This window comes from Streptomyces sp. Ncost-T10-10d, assembly GCF_900091955.1.
Lineage (GTDB): Bacteria > Actinomycetota > Actinomycetes > Streptomycetales > Streptomycetaceae > Streptomyces.
In genome coordinates this window covers 83,879-97,044 of record NZ_FMDF01000135.1, presented here as the reverse complement: position 1 = coordinate 97,044, position 13,166 = coordinate 83,879, and the positions used below count along the sequence as shown (strand labels likewise).

The following is a 13,166-nucleotide window of genomic DNA, read 5'->3' as shown; positions in this document are numbered from 1 at the left end:
ATCTGCCTGTGTCACTTCTCTACGTACCGCAGTGAGCGCAGTCCGCGCTCCAGATGCCAGTGCAGATAGGCGGACACCAGTCCGCTGCCCTCCCTGACATGACGCGCCTCGCACGCGTCCGCCGTCTCCCAGTCGCCGGTGAGCAGTGCGCTCAGCAGGGTGACGGCCTCAGCCGAGGGTACGACGCTGCCGGGTACCCGGCAGTCGCCGCATATGACGCCGCCCGCCGCGACGGAGAAGAACCGGTTCGGACCGGGCATTCCGCACTTGGCGCAGTCCTCGAAGCTGGGTGCGTAGCCGTTGACGGCGAGCGAACGCAGCAGGAAGGCGTCGAGGACGAGATGCGGCTCGTGTTCGCCGCGGGCAAGGGTGCGCAGCCCTCCGACGAGCAGCAGGTACTGCTGGACCGCGGGCTCGCCCTCGTGGTCGGTGAACCGTTCGGCGGTCTCCAGCATCGCGGTACCCGCGGTGTACCGGGCGTAGTCGGTGACGATGCCGCCGCCGTACGGGGCGATCGTCTCGCTCTGGGTGCAGAGCGGCAGACCACGGCCGATCAGCTCGCTGCCCCGGGCGAAGAACTGCACATCGACATGGGAGAAAGGTTCCAGCCGGGCCCCGAACTTGGACTTCGTGCGCCGCACGCCGCGCGCGACGGCCCGTACCCGGCCGTGGCCGCGGGTCAGGATCGTGATGATCCGGTCGGCCTCGCCCAGCTTCTGCGTGCGCAGCACCACGCCGTCGTCCCGGAACAAGCTCATGCGTCCATTGTCCGGTACGGGAACGGCTCATCGGGCCGGGGTCGCTCACTTTCCGTCCGCCCCACCGGCAGCTGGTACGACCAGCCCCGATTCGTACGCGACGATCACCAGCTGGGCCCGGTCGCGGGCACCGACCTTGCCCATGATCCGGCTGACGTGGGTCTTCGCGGTGAGCGGGCTGAGGCCAAGTGTTTCGGCGATCTCGGCGTTGTTCAGCCCGCGCCCGACGAGGCAGAGCACCTGACGCTCCCGTTCGGAGAGGCGGTCCGGACCGCCCGGCACTCCGGCGGGCGGGGTCCGGGGGCTGCTCAGCACCCTGGCGATGAGCCGGGCGGTCGGTCCGGGCGAGAGCAGGGACTCGCCCGCCGCCACGGTCCTGATGGCGGCCAGGAGCTCGGCGGGCCTGGTGTCCTTGACCAGAAAGCCGGAGGCGCCCGCACGCAGTGCGTCGACGATGTGTTCATCGGTGTCGTACGTGGTCAGGACCAGCACCTTCACTCCGGCGAGGTGTTCGTCGTCGGCGATGCGGCGGGTCGCCTCGATGCCGTCGAGCTCGGGCATCCGGATGTCCATGACGACGAGGTCGGGCCGGTGCGCGCGGGTCAGCTCGACGGCTTCGAGACCGTTGCCCGCCTGGCCGACGACCTCCATGTCCCGGTCGGACTCGACGAGCATCGCGAAGGCCGCCCGGACCAGGGTCTGGTCGTCGGCGAGCAGTACGCGGATCATGGTGTGGCCTCCACCTCCTGGAACGGCAGCAGCGCCGAGACCTCGAAGCCGCCGCCGGGGCGGGGTCCCGCGTCCAGCGTGCCGCCCGTGCTGCGGGCCCGTTCCCGCATGCCCACAATGCCGAACCCTGGTGCGGAACCTTTCTTCGGGGGTCCTGTGCCGTCGTCGGTGACGGTGACCCGCAGCGCGTTGCCGCCGTCCGGTGCCACGGCGACCCTGACCTGTACACCGGCTCCCGCGTGCCGTACCGCGTTGGTCAGCGACTCCTGCACGATGCGGTACGCGGCCGCGCCGGTCGCCGGGGCGAGCCGGCCGGCCGGGGTGCGTACCGCGAGGTCGACGTGTGCCCCGGCCGCCTCGGCGGCCCGTACGAGACCGGGCAGCGCCGCCAGACCGGGCAGCGGGCCTTCCGCGTCGTGCCGGCCGTGACTGTCGTGCCGGCCGTCGCGCAACACTTCCAGGGTGGTGCGCAGCTCGGCCCGGGCCTCCCGGCAGGTGTCGGCGATGTCCTCCAGCGATGCGGCGATCGCGCGCCGGTCGAACCGGTCCGGGTCAACGGTCAGGATGTGCGACGCCACCGAGGTCTGGACGCCGATGAGGGTGATGCTGTGCGCCAGCAGATCGTGCAGATCGCGGGCGATCCGCAGCCGTTCCTCGGCGACCCGCCGCCGGGCCTCCTCCTCGCGGGTGCGCTCGGCACGTTCGGCGCGTTCCAGCACGGAGGCCATGTACTGGCGGTAGACACGCATGTCGACGCCGCAGAACAGCACGGCGACGATCCAGCCGGAGATGCGCAGCAGTTCCAGGCCCTGATGGGTGTTGATGGTGAGCACCACCGTCACCATGACGGACAGGACGCCGACCCCGGTCAGCACCGTGCGCAGCGGACGGCCGGTCACGGCCACGGTGTAGAGGGCGATCCAGGTCTGCGGCATCGGTGCCGTATGTGCGTTGTCGAGCGCGTGGTACGGGACGAGGAGCGGGATCATGACGAGCAGCGCGAGCAGCGGGTGGCGCCGCCGCCAGACGATCGGCACGGCGCTCGCGACGAGCAGCGCCCAGCCGAGTGCGTCCGGCGACCGGGCGGGGTCGGTGAGAAGGGCGAGCACGACGGAGAGCGCACCGGCGCCCCCGGCTATGAGGGCGTCGGTGCGCGTCCTGTGCGGCGCTTCCATGGGGTCGCGGTTGACGACGGCCATGATGCGCTCACGACGGCGCGTGGTTCGGGACACGCTTGCCATCCTCCGGTACGGGTGGGTGAACCGTCAGGCGGTTGTGAGGAGTTCGGGTTCGCGGGGGCCGTCCGGTGCGGCGGGGGTCCGGCTGAGCGCGCCGGGCCACCAGATCTTCCGCTGGAGTGCCACGCTCGCCGAGGTGACCAGGTAGGTGCGGACGAGGAAGGTGTCGAGGAGTACGCCGACGGCGATGACGAAGCCCATCTGGACCAGGCTCACCATCGGCATGTTCAGCAGGACCGCGAAGGTGGCCGCGAGCACCAGGCCCGCCGAGGCGATCACACCGCCCGTGGTGCGCAGTGCGGTGAGTGCGGCGGCTGTCGGTGCGGCGCCGGAGAGGGTCTCCTCGCGGACCCGGTGCATCAGGAAGATGCCGTAGTCGACGCCGAGTGCCACCAGGAAGACGAAGGACAGCAGCGGCAGCCCGGGGTCGGTGCCCTTCATTCCGAGGAGCGGTTCGAAGACGAGTCCGCCGATGCCGAGCGAGGCGCCCCACACCGCGACGACGGCAGCGACCAGCAGCAGTGGAGCGACGAGGCTGCGCAGCAGTGCGATCAGGATCAGCAGGACGGAGATCAGGACGAGCGGTACGACGATCCTGAGGTCCCGGGCGTTGGCCGTCTCCGCGTCCATCTGCTGGGCGCTGGGCCCGCCGACGTGGCTGCCGTCCAGGGAGTCGCGCAGGGCCTCGATGGTCGCCCGCTCCCCCGCGGACTCGGGCCGGGCGGTGGCGACGACGGACAGTTCGGTCCAGCCGCCGCCGCTGCGGCCGCGTTCGACGGCGGCGACGCCCTCGGTGGCACGGGCCTTCGCCAGGGCCGCCCCGGCCCGTTCGGTGGGGGTGATCACGGTGATCGGCTGGGTGGAGCGTCCCGGGTAGGCGGCGGCGAGGGTCTCCATCGCCACGATCGAGTCCGGCTTGCTGGAGAAGGAGTCCTCCTGCTTGAGATCGCCGGGCAGGTTGAACGAGCCGAGCGCCAGCGCGCCCAGCAGCACGCCCCCGCAGGCGAGGACGGCCAGCGGCCTGCGCCCGGCCGATCCGCCCATCGCGGCGAACAGCGAACGGCGCTGCTTGGGCAGGCTGCCGTACGCGGGGACGAGCGGCCAGAACACCCGGCGGCCGAGCAGCACCAGGAGCGCCGGCAGCAGCGTCGTCATGGCGAGCAGCGCGCAGAGCACCCCGACGGCGGCGATGGGGCCCATGCCCCGGCTGCTGGTGAGGTCGGCGGCGAGGAGGCACAGCAGACCGGCGGCGACGGTGCCGGAGGAGGCGACGACCGCGGGCCCGCAGCCGCGCAGGGCAGCCACCATGGCGTCGTACGGCCGGTCGATGCGGGTCAGTTCCTCCCGGTAGCGGGAGACGAGCAGCAGCGCGTAGTCGGTGCCCGCGCCGAAGACGAGGATGGTCATCACGGCGGAGCTCTGGCCGGTGACGGTGATGTCGAAGCCTCGGTTGAGTCCGTACACGACGGCCATGGACAGGGCGTCGGCGACGCCCGCGACGACGAGCGGCACCAGCCACAGCAGCGGGCTGCGGTAGATGAGGATCAGCAGGATCGCCACGACGGCGACGGTCGTGTAGAGCAGCGGGCCGCCGAGGGACTTGTAGACCTTCTGCGCGTCGGTGTTCAGTGCCCCGGAGCCGCCGACGTCGACGCTCAGTCCGCCGCCGCCCTCGGCGATCGCGCGCACCTCGTCGACGAAGGCGGTCCTGGCGTCGTCGTCCTGTCCCGGCTCGGTGGAGGAGACCGGGTACATCAAGGTCGTGCCGTCTTTGGACGGGACGGGGCTCGGTGTCCTGGTGAGTGCGTGGCCGCGGGCGACCTCGGCGGTCTGCTCGGCGGCCAGGGTCCGGTCGGCGGCGGTCAGTCCGCCGTCGCGGTGGTAGACGAGGACGAGTTCGGTGGCCTCGCCGCCGGGCAGCGCGTCCTGGATCTTCGCCACCTGGGTGGAGTCGGCGCTCGCCGGGAGGTAGTCGACGGCGCGGTTGGTCTGTACACCGCCGAGCTTGGCCGCCAGCGGCCCGGCGAGCGCGATCGCGGCGACCCAGAGGGCAAGGATCGCCCAGGGCAGCACGCGCCGCCGGTTGCGTGGCCACGACCGTGTGCCACTTGGTTTCACTGCGGCCCTCATGACGGGCCCCCCTTTCCGCCGGGTGTCTGGTTCCTCTCCAGACTCCCGGCGGAAAGCGGACGGTACGTCGCGCCCGAGGCCGACTTCGCGGCTACTGCCACGGTGGGCGTACGGGCCCGATTACTCCCGCGGGAGTACGCGCCCGGTGCGGACGGAGCCGTTCAGGAGGGAGTACGTGCCGCTGCGGCGAGCAGCCGGGCCGTGTCCTCGGCGCAGAGCTGCAGCGCCGCGCCGACCGTGGTGAGGACCTCGCGCTCCGCCTGCCCGTACGGACCGTCGGCAAGGGCGATCCTGGCGCCCTGCAGCAGGATCGACTCGCGTCCGGCGGGGGCCAGATGCGGGGCGAGGGGTTCCAGCGCCTCGTGCAGTTCGATGGCGAGGGCCGCTCCACATGCCTCGGCCGCCGGGTCGAAGGCGGAGCCGTTGCCGATGTCGGCGGAGAGGACCTCGACGACGGTGGAGAGCTGTTCCTCCGTGCAGTCGTCGAATCCGGCGTCACGCACGATGGCGGCCGCGGTCTCCAGCACCGTGCGGGAGGTGGTGCCGCCGGCCGCGAGGACGCCGAGCGCGACCGTGTGGACGGCGTCCCGGAGCATGGCGGAGAACCGCGTGGTGGTGGGGTGGTCGAGCACATCGGTGCCGAAGTGCGCCCGGCAGGCGGCACATTCGACGACGGGGCCCGCGGTGCCGCGCCGCAGCATCGGCACGCCGAGCACCGCGAAGCGGCGACGGCCGGTGAGCCGACGGTAGTTGCGGTCGCCGCCGCAGCCGGGGCAGAAGAACTCACCGTCACCGACGGTGTCCCAGATGGTGCGGATGCCGCAGATGCGCAGCTTCATGGCGCGTTGTCCCAGGGCTGACCGCACGTCGCACACCTCCGTAACTCCCCCGTAGCCCTAACGGCACGGGAGGTGCCCCCTCCGGCAACATTGCCGTGTGGACGTGATGTTAACCACAGTCACGATGTGGCGTCAGCACCTCGTTCGTCACAACCGTCGGAGATGGCCGAACCCCGCCCCCCGGATACGGGTGGACGGGGTCTTCGGCCGTGCGACTTCATGCCCTCTCGGACACCGGGTCAGCGGGTGGCGCGGTTGACGGCGGAGACGACCGCCTTCAGCGAGGCGCGCGTGGTGTTGGCGTCGATACCGATGCCCCACAGGACCTTTCCGTCGATGGCGCACTCGATGTACGAGGCGGCCTGGGAGCTGGCGCCCTCGCTCATGGTGTGCTCGGTGTAGTCCAGCAGACGGGCATCGATGCCGATGGCCTGCAGCGCTTCGAAGAACGCGGAGATCGGGCCGTTGCCTGTACCGGTCAGTACGGTGTCCGCGCCGTCCACGGTCGCGTCGACGGTGATCGTGTCCCGGCCGTCGGAACCGGTCGTCGTCTGACCCGAGCGGATCTGCACGCGACCCCATTGAGCCGCAGCGTTCTCCGGGTTGGGCAGGTACTCGTCCTGGAACGTGGACCAGATCTGCGCCGGCGTGACCTCGCCGCCCTCGGCATCGGTCTTGGCCTGAATGATCCGGGAGAACTCGATCTGCATCCGGCGCGGCAGGTCCAGCTTGTGGTCGTTCTTCAGGACGTAGGCGATTCCGCCCTTGCCGGACTGCGAGTTGACCCGGATGACGGCCTCGTACGAGCGGCCGACGTCCTTCGGGTCGATCGGCAGGTACGGCACCGCCCACTCGATGTCGTCGACCGTCTTGCCCTGGGCGGCCGCGTCGGCCTCCATGGCGTCGAAGCCCTTCTTGATGGCGTCCTGGTGGGAGCCGGAGAAGGCGGTGTAGACCAGGTCGCCCGCGTAGGGGTGGCGCGGGTGGACCTCCATCTGGTTGCAGTACTCGCTGGTGCGGCGGATCTCGTCGATCTGCGAGAAGTCGATCTGTGGGTCGACACCCTGCGAGAACAGGTTCATGCCCAGGGTGACCAGGTCGACGTTGCCGGTGCGCTCGCCCTGGCCGAACAGGCAGCCCTCGATCCGGTCCGCACCGGCCATGATGGCCAGTTCGGCGGCGGCGACGGCGGTGCCGCGGTCGTTGTGCGGGTGGACCGACAGGCAGACGAACTCGCGGCGCGACAGGTTGCGCGACATCCACTCGAACCGGTCCGCGTGCGTGGACGGCGTCGAACGCTCCACGGTGGCAGGCAGGTTGAGGATGATCTCGCGTCCCTCCTCCGGCTGCCAGACGTCACAGACCGCCTCGCAGACCTCCAGGGCGAAGTCCAGCTCGGTGTCGGTGAAGATCTCGGGGCTGTACTGGTAGCCGAAGATCGTCTCCGGGCCCAGCAGCTTCTCCGCGTACTCCATGACCAGCCGGGTGCCGTCCACGGCGATCTGCTTGATGTCGTCCTTCGAACCGCGGAAGACGACCCGGCGGAAAGTGGGTGCCGTCGCGTTGTACAGGTGCACGGTCGCGCGGCGGGCGCCGACGATGGATTCGACGGTCCGCTCGATCAGGTCCTCGCGGGCCTGCGTCAGTACGGAGATCGTCACGTCCTCGGGAATCGCGCCCTCTTCGATGATGGAGCGGACGAACGCGAAGTCGGTCTCACCGGAAGAGGGGAAGCCGACCTCGATCTCCTTGTAGCCCATGCGTACGAGCAGATCGAACATCTCGCGCTTGCGGGCCGGCGACATCGGGTCGATCAGCGCCTGGTTGCCGTCGCGCAGATCGGTGGACAGCCAGCGGGGCGCGACGGTGATCCGGTTGTCGGGCCAGGTGCGGTCGGGGATCTCGACGGCCTCGTAGCGGCCGTACTTGTGGATCGGCATCCCGGACGGCTTCTGCAGCTGAGTCGCGTTGGTGATCGGCGTGGGGCGGCCGACGGCGTTCTCGGCAGAGCTCTGAGCGGGATTTGCGGCGGTCATGGCGTACGGCTCCTCGGGGGTCCAACCAATGGGACGGCCGACTGTGTCGCTGCAACACCAGACTCCGCGGGGAGGGGGTCGGCCTACGACTACAGGCCCTCGCCGCGGCAGCTAAGAAGAAGCAGCCCGAAACGCATGATGCGACGAGAGTAGCCGAGGGGCGCCTGATGCGTCCGTCCCGTATCAGTATGCGGGACCGGACACCGGAAACGCCCAAGAGTGACTAATCACTCCATTTCATCAATCCTGGTCGCAACCGGTGACATCGCGATTACCCGGTGCCACAGTCGGCTCCATGCAGCCACAGTCTCAGCACGGGTTCCACCCCGTCTTCTGCACCATCGTGCCGCCCCATGTCCTCGACAAACTGTCGCAGTCCGACAATCCCGATCTCGCGGGCCCCGCCCGCCGCACCCTGGAGAGCGACGCCGCCCGCCGCACCCGCCGCCAGATGGCAACGGTCGTCACCGTGCCTGTCGCCGCCGCGACCGAGGGGGAGACGTCCGACAAGCCCGACCGGACGCTGTACGACTGCCGTCACCGCACCCAGCTGCCCGGCACCAAGGTCCGCGCCGAGGGCCAGGGGCCGACGAAGGACGCAAGCGTCAACCGCGCGTACGCGGGACTCGGCGCCACTTTCGAACTGCTGCTCAAGGCGTACGGCCGCCGTTCGATCGACGGCAACGGGCTGCCGCTGATCGGCTCCGTGCACTACGACGAGAAGTACAACAACGCGTTCTTCGACGGCGAGCAGATGGTGTTCGGCGACGGGGACGGGGAGATCTTCCTGGACTTCACCGTCGCCATCGATGTGATCGCCCATGAGCTGGCGCACGGCCTGACCCAGTACACCGCCAATCTGAGCTACTACGGCCAGTCCGGCGCACTCAACGAATCGGTGTCCGACGTCTTCGGCTCCCTGGTCAAGCAGTACTCGCTGGGCCAGAGCGCCGACCAGGCCGACTGGCTGATCGGCGCCGGGCTGCTGGCGCCCCGGGTCCAGGGCGACGCCCTGCGCTCGATGAAGGCGCCGGGAACCGCGTACGACGACGATGTCCTCGGCAAGGACCCGCAGCCCGCGTCGATGGAGGACTACGTCCACACCGGCGAGGACAACGGCGGAGTGCACCTCAACTCGGGCATCCCGAACCGCGCGTTCTATCTGCTGGCGACGGCACTCGGCGGCAATGCGTGGGAGCGGGCCGGGCAGCTCTGGTTCGATGTGCTCACAGGTGGTCAACTGGCCGTGGACGCGGACTTCGCGTCCTTCGCCCGGCTGACGGTGGCCGCGGCCCGCAGCCGCTTCGGGGAGGGCGACGAGGCGGAGGCGGTCCTGAAGGCATGGTCGGAGGTGGGCGTCCCGACCGCGTAAACAGTTCCGGCCCGTCCGGCGATGGAGGACACCGTATGCGGATTCAGGTCAGCAGGACCGGCGGCTTCGCCGGCATCGCACGCCACCGCGAGGTCGACACCACCGGACGGGCCGACGCCTCGGAGTGGGAGGCCCTGGCCGAATCGGCGCTCGCCGCAGGCCACCACACCCCGCCCCAGGGCGTACCGGACGGCTTCCGCTACCGGATCACGGTCGGCGACCGCACGGTCCACTGCGCGGACCCGAAACTGACCGAAGCCCAGCGCGCACTGGTCTCACGCGTCCTGAAGGAGGGCGCGTGAGACGGGCGTACCGCTGAGTCCTCCGGGGCAGCGGTCAGAACCCCGGTTTCCGCAGCTGCTTCGGGCCCCATCCACACGGCTGCCCTCGCACCCCTCGGCCCCGGGGGCCTCAGCGGCTTCGGACAGCTGCGCCGGCCTCCGGCCACCGGACTCGGGCGGCGGTCAGAACCCCAGTTTCCGCAGCTGCTTCGGATCGCGCTGCCAGTCCTTGGCGACCTTCACATGCAGGTCCAGGAAGACCGGCGTGCCGAGCAGTGCCTCGATGTGCTTGCGCGACTTCGTGCCGACGTCCTTCAGCCGCTTGCCCTTCGGGCCGATGATGATGCCCTTCTGGCTGGGGCGCTCGATGTAGACGTTGGCGTGGATGTCGAGCAGCGGCTTGTCCGCCGGGCGGTCCTCGCGCGGCAGCATCTCCTCGACGACGACCGCGATGGAGTGCGGCAGCTCGTCCCGTACGCCTTCGAGCGCGGCCTCGCGGATCAGCTCCGCGACCATGACCATCTCGGGCTCGTCGGTGAGGTCGCCCTCCGGGTAGAGCGGCGGGCTCTCGGGGAGCAGGGGGGCGATCAGATCGGCCAGCAGGTCGACCTGCTTGTCCTTGACCGCGGAGACCGGGACGATCTCCGCCCACTCGAAGCCGAGCTCCTCACCGAGGCGGGAGACGGCGAGCAGCTGTTCGGCGAGCTGCTTGGAGTCGACCAGGTCGGTCTTGGTGATGACGGCGATCTTCGGAGTCTTCTTGATGCCCGCGAGTTCCTTGACGATGTACTTGTCGCCGGGGCCGAGCTTCTGGTCGGCGGGCAGGCAGAAGCCGATGACGTCGACCTCGGCCCAGGTGGTCCGTACGACGTCGTTGAGACGCTCGCCCAGCAGCGTGCGCGGCTTGTGGAGGCCGGGAGTGTCGACGAGGATCAGCTGCGCGTCCTCGCGGTGCACGATGCCGCGCACGGTGTGCCGGGTGGTCTGGGGCCGGTTGGAGGTGATCGCCACCTTCTGGCCGACCAGAGCGTTCGTGAGGGTGGACTTGCCCGCGTTGGGGCGGCCCACGAAGCAGGCGAAGCCGGCCCGATGGGGGGCGTTGTTCGCAGCCCGCTGTGCAGCGGCTTCTGTGTCAGGTCGAACGCTCATGGCGCCCATTGTCCCCGATCCTGGCGGCCCCGCCGCACCAAGGGCCGCGGCGGGGCCTGTCGCGCGTCGCCTCAGGCCCCGCGGGTACGGCTCCGACGGGCCCGGATCCACATCCCCGTACCCCCGCCGACGATCACCAGCAGGGCCCCGGCAACCAGCCAGGGCAGTGCGAAGTAGGAGACGGCGGCGGACTCGCGGGTGTCGCGGGCGCTCGCGGTCACTTCTATCTCGCCCCATTCCAGCTGCGGCGCGCCGGCCCACTGTTCGGTCAGCCTGACCTGCTGGCGGGGCAGCAGTTCGGAGGGGATCTTCTTGAGATCCCGGGCGAGCAGAGTGCGGCCGAAGAGGCCCTCGGCCCTGAGAGCGACCTTGGGGTTGAGGGTGACATTGCCCCGGTTGTGGAGCGTGTACGAGATGACGGCCCGGCTCCTGCCGGTGCCCGGGACCAGCGGCTGGGTGTGCTCGACCTCGACGTCGTCGACGGAGAGCGCGGGCATGGTCGGTCCGTTGATCCGCAGGTAGATCCGGGCGCCCACCGCCTTCTGGATGCCGACGGCGACGGCTCCCGCGTCGGCGGGGTCGATGCGTTCGTCGAGGGCGACGAGTGCGCCGGGGTGGTCACCCGGCTCGGCGTCCTTCGGGACGGTGATGGTGACCGGGACGGTGACCGAGCCGTGCGGGCGCACGGTGACCCGTTCACGGTCGGTCCTCGCCCAGGCGCCGACCGAGCGCTGTTTCTCGTTCTGGGCGCGGACGGCGAATCCGCCGTCGCGTGCGGTGTTGTAGGCGTCGGCCGCGTACAGCCGGAAGGTCTGCGGCCGGTCCGTCTTGTTGGTGACGGTGACCTTGTCGTCGAGCGTGGCGCCGGGGTCGGCGGAGAGGTAGAAGTACGGGCGCTGACCGGCCTGTGTGGTGGCCGGGTAGACCGACCAGCTGCCGTTGTCCGCGGCGTGGACCGCAGAGGCTCCGATCAGCATGAGGGCGCCTGCCACGAGGAGTACGTACAGCTTGCGCACGGTGCAGGGCCTCCGGGTCGGTCGGTCGGGCTCGGTTCGGGGCGGTCCGGGCGGGTGCGCGCCCGGTCCACCGGTTGATCGGGGTTGCTCGGTCACGTGAGGGTGAGGGTGAGCACGCCGGAGTACGAGCCGGGGGCGGTGTACGCCGGTACGTTCAGCGCGAGCCGGGCGTCGACGGTGAACTCGCCGCCGGTGAAGTTCCCGTTCGGCGTGGACGCCAGCGTGGCGCCCGCGCTGCCGACCGGCCCCTGGGAACCGGCCGCACAGGTGCTGGGGCTGCCGGCCTTCGTCGCGCAGACCGGGGTCCAGCCGAGTGCGGATGCGCCGATCGTCGCGCCGCCGGGACCCTTGAAGTCGGTGACCTTTCCGGTCAGGGACCAGCCGGCGGGGCCGCCGCGGTAGTCCTCGACCGTCACCGTCTGCAGGGAGCCGCGGGAGGCGCCGCCCCTCCCGAAGTCGACCGCCGACATCTCGACGGTGTCCCCGGCCTGGACCATGGACAGCGTGCCCGCCTTGACGGACGAGTTGAGCTGCTGGCTGCCGTCCGGGATCTCGCCGCCGCCACCGGTGACGGTGTAGGCCTGTGGGCCCGCGCCCTTGGCCGCGTCCCAGTTGCCGCCCTCGTAGGCGACGATTCCGGTGGTCGCCGGATCGTTGACGGTGAGCCGGCCGCTGAAGCCGCCGGAGCCGTCCGCCTTGACCGTGGCCGTGTCGGCGGTCTGGGTGTCACCGGCCCGGCCTGCGAGCATGATGTCCGCGCCCGCGGTGAACTTCGACCCGGTCACGGTGACCGGGTCGCCCGCCTTGCCGGATGCGGTCCCGAGCTGGATGGCACGCTCGTTGACCTGGCCGCCGCCGTCCGTCGCGATGATCGTCTCGGAGACGGGAGCGGGCGGGCTCGTCACCGTGCAAGGGGTGTCCAGCTCCATGATGTAGCTGGTGTGGATGTTGTAGTCGCCGGGCGACAGCGTGATCTGTCCGGGCGCGGTGACCGTGAACGTGCCGGTCATCGAGAACGACGGGAAGTCGCCCTTGCCGGGTACCGGGGTGTTCTTCTTCGGGCCCGCGACGGTGATGCTCGCCGACTGCGCGCCGCCGACGGTGACCTTGCCGGTCGGCGTCATGATGTCGGCGGGCAGGGCCAGATCGACCGGGTTGCCCGCGGCGGGCTTGATGACGGTGTACGTGACCGTGACGGTGTCGCCCACCTCCGGGACGGCGTTGTCGACGGTGATCTCGGCCTTCGTGGTCCCGTCGATCGGCGGGATGCCCGCGATGGCCGGCGGAATGCAGTGGGTCGGGAAGTCCACCGGTACGGAGGCCGTCACCATGGCCTGCGCGGGGCCTGCGAGTGCTCCTCCCCCGGCGACGACGAGCGCGCCCACGCCCAGCGCGGCGGCCCAGCGGCGGCCGCGCGCGGGATGTTTTCGGAAATCGGATCTTCGCAGGCTGATTCTTCGAACGGTCGGACGCATGGAGCCCCCTCCTGCCGGATGCGGCGCAGCGGCTCTTCTGCGCCGACAGGGGGCCCATTGACGACTCCGGCCGAAAAGAAGTCAATGGAAACGAAATGCACCAACTGATGGGCCATCAGATACTGTCAAGATCCTCGTTCTCC

11 protein-coding genes are annotated in these 13,166 nt (G+C 70.3%); 2 read left to right on the top strand and 9 right to left on the bottom strand.

The features are described from left to right. Nucleotides 1–11 precede the first annotated feature (11 nt). The 6 genes from recO to leuA all read right to left on the bottom strand — a co-directional run bounded on the left by recO (nucleotide 12) and on the right by leuA (nucleotide 7,730). Nucleotides 12–758, bottom strand: coding sequence for a DNA repair protein RecO (gene recO / locus GA0115254_RS22600; RefSeq protein WP_093897111.1), 747 nt, complete (start codon nucleotides 756–758; stop codon nucleotides 12–14). Nucleotides 759–803: 45 nt separating this feature from the next. Further along, nucleotides 804–1,487, bottom strand: coding sequence for a response regulator transcription factor (locus GA0115254_RS22595; RefSeq protein WP_093897110.1), 684 nt, complete (start codon nucleotides 1,485–1,487; stop codon nucleotides 804–806). Continuing rightward, nucleotides 1,484–2,728, bottom strand: a complete 1,245-nt coding sequence (locus tag GA0115254_RS22590; RefSeq protein ID WP_256102733.1) for a sensor histidine kinase — start codon at nucleotides 2,726–2,728, stop codon at nucleotides 1,484–1,486. The genes GA0115254_RS22595 and GA0115254_RS22590 overlap by 4 nt, the downstream gene beginning before the upstream one ends. Before the next feature lie 24 nt (nucleotides 2,729–2,752). Next, the gene (locus GA0115254_RS22585; RefSeq protein ID WP_093897109.1) at nucleotides 2,753–4,855 is read right to left on the bottom strand and encodes an MMPL family transporter; all 2,103 of its coding nucleotides are present in this window, start codon (nucleotides 4,853–4,855) and stop codon (nucleotides 2,753–2,755) included. 161 nt (nucleotides 4,856–5,016) lie between these two features. Then, nucleotides 5,017–5,694, bottom strand: coding sequence for a TerB family tellurite resistance protein (locus GA0115254_RS22580; protein ID WP_093897108.1), 678 nt, complete (start codon nucleotides 5,692–5,694; stop codon nucleotides 5,017–5,019). A 239-nt stretch (nucleotides 5,695–5,933) separates the two neighbouring features. Further along, the gene (leuA, locus tag GA0115254_RS22575) at nucleotides 5,934–7,730 is read right to left on the bottom strand and encodes a 2-isopropylmalate synthase (protein WP_093897107.1); all 1,797 of its coding nucleotides are present in this window, start codon (nucleotides 7,728–7,730) and stop codon (nucleotides 5,934–5,936) included. Between the two features lie 295 nt (nucleotides 7,731–8,025). Here leuA and GA0115254_RS22570 point away from each other — a divergent pair, with 295 nt between their 5' ends. Further along, nucleotides 8,026–9,102, top strand: coding sequence for a M4 family metallopeptidase (locus GA0115254_RS22570; RefSeq protein WP_093897106.1), 1,077 nt, complete (start codon nucleotides 8,026–8,028; stop codon nucleotides 9,100–9,102). Nucleotides 9,103–9,137: 35 nt separating this feature from the next. Continuing rightward, nucleotides 9,138–9,404 carry a protealysin inhibitor emfourin gene (locus tag GA0115254_RS22565; protein WP_093897105.1) on the top strand — a complete coding sequence of 89 codons (267 nt, stop codon included), beginning with the start codon at nucleotides 9,138–9,140 and terminating at the stop codon, nucleotides 9,402–9,404. Between the two features lie 162 nt (nucleotides 9,405–9,566). Here GA0115254_RS22565 and era read toward each other — a convergent pair whose 3' ends face one another. The 3 genes from era to GA0115254_RS22550 all read right to left on the bottom strand — a co-directional run bounded on the left by era (nucleotide 9,567) and on the right by GA0115254_RS22550 (nucleotide 13,023). Next, nucleotides 9,567–10,541 (bottom strand): GTPase Era, encoded by a 975-nt coding sequence (era, locus tag GA0115254_RS22560; protein ID WP_093897104.1) that lies wholly within the window; start codon nucleotides 10,539–10,541, stop codon nucleotides 9,567–9,569. Nucleotides 10,542–10,603: 62 nt separating this feature from the next. After that, nucleotides 10,604–11,548 carry a WxL protein peptidoglycan domain-containing protein gene (locus GA0115254_RS22555; RefSeq protein WP_176740251.1) on the bottom strand — a complete coding sequence of 315 codons (945 nt, stop codon included), beginning with the start codon at nucleotides 11,546–11,548 and terminating at the stop codon, nucleotides 10,604–10,606. Nucleotides 11,549–11,640: 92 nt separating this feature from the next. Then, entirely contained in the window at nucleotides 11,641–13,023 is a 1,383-nt protein-coding gene (locus GA0115254_RS22550; RefSeq protein WP_370740926.1) for a WxL domain-containing protein, read from the bottom strand. Nucleotides 13,024–13,166 lie beyond the last annotated feature (143 nt).

Excerpts from the sequence above, each read along its gene's own strand:
- GA0115254_RS22565 (WP_093897105.1), top strand. The coding sequence starts at position 9,138 with ATGCGGATTCAGGTCAGCAGGACCGGCGGCTTCGCCGGCATCGCACGC.
- era (WP_093897104.1), bottom strand. The coding sequence starts at position 10,541 with ATGGGCGCCATGAGCGTTCGACCTGACACAGAAGCCGCTGCACAGCGG.
- leuA (WP_093897107.1), bottom strand. The coding sequence starts at position 7,730 with ATGACCGCCGCAAATCCCGCTCAGAGCTCTGCCGAGAACGCCGTCGGC.
- GA0115254_RS22590 (WP_256102733.1), bottom strand. The coding sequence starts at position 2,728 with ATGGCAAGCGTGTCCCGAACCACGCGCCGTCGTGAGCGCATCATGGCC.
- recO (WP_093897111.1), bottom strand. The coding sequence starts at position 758 with ATGAGCTTGTTCCGGGACGACGGCGTGGTGCTGCGCACGCAGAAGCTG.
- GA0115254_RS22585 (WP_093897109.1), bottom strand. The coding sequence starts at position 4,855 with ATGAGGGCCGCAGTGAAACCAAGTGGCACACGGTCGTGGCCACGCAAC.
- GA0115254_RS22570 (WP_093897106.1), top strand. The coding sequence starts at position 8,026 with ATGCAGCCACAGTCTCAGCACGGGTTCCACCCCGTCTTCTGCACCATC.
- GA0115254_RS22550 (WP_370740926.1), bottom strand. The coding sequence starts at position 13,023 with ATGCGTCCGACCGTTCGAAGAATCAGCCTGCGAAGATCCGATTTCCGA.
- GA0115254_RS22580 (WP_093897108.1), bottom strand. The coding sequence starts at position 5,694 with ATGAAGCTGCGCATCTGCGGCATCCGCACCATCTGGGACACCGTCGGT.
- GA0115254_RS22595 (WP_093897110.1), bottom strand. The coding sequence starts at position 1,487 with ATGATCCGCGTACTGCTCGCCGACGACCAGACCCTGGTCCGGGCGGCC.